This window comes from Wolbachia endosymbiont of Tuta absoluta (assembly GCF_059414725.1).
Genome location: NZ_JBNRJY010000419.1, coordinates 1 through 559, shown reverse-complemented (window position 1 = coordinate 559; position 559 = coordinate 1). Strand labels below are relative to the sequence as shown.

At 34.2% G+C, this 559-nt stretch carries 1 pseudogene; it reads left to right on the top strand.

Features of this window, described 5'->3' with window-relative positions:
• Positions 1–138, top strand: a pseudogene (locus ACJ5GX_RS04510) (porin); the annotation flags it as partial.
• Between the last annotated feature and the right edge of the window lie 421 nt (positions 139–559).

Genomic DNA, 559 nt, shown 5'->3' with positions numbered 1-559 from the left:
CAAGTTTATCCAAATACACAACTGGGGTTTAATGTTAAGGTAGAAGTTTCTGGTATTGCAAACTTAAAGGCACTAGACATAGAAAAGTTAGAAATGGAGAAGTGGTATTTTATCATAAAGAACCAGGAATTTGGATCGATCATCTCAAAGGATTTCATTAATTATCTGTCCAGACTAATCTTGATTGTAATTAACCTTTTGGAAGTCGTTCCTTTCGAGATTACATCTCATTTGATTGGGCATTAATATGTTGTTTTATTGATGGCTCAATATTTGGAGACGGGTGTTTGCTAATTGGCATTATTTACGTTGTTTAGTTACGACATTGATTGATAGCTTTTTATACACGCGTGTAGAGTCATAATGACTTTGCTTACATTTGCAACCAAATAAATATCCTTCTAAATACTGCCTTTCTGCTGGTCCATTTAAAGTTTTCGTTATCGAAGTGAAGCTTTTCAGAATCTACTTAAACATCGTTAGAACAAGTCAACTAGTTAGTGTAAGTATAAACTTCTGGCGTCTAGCAGTAATCCCTAGTCCCTTATCTGTTTGTATG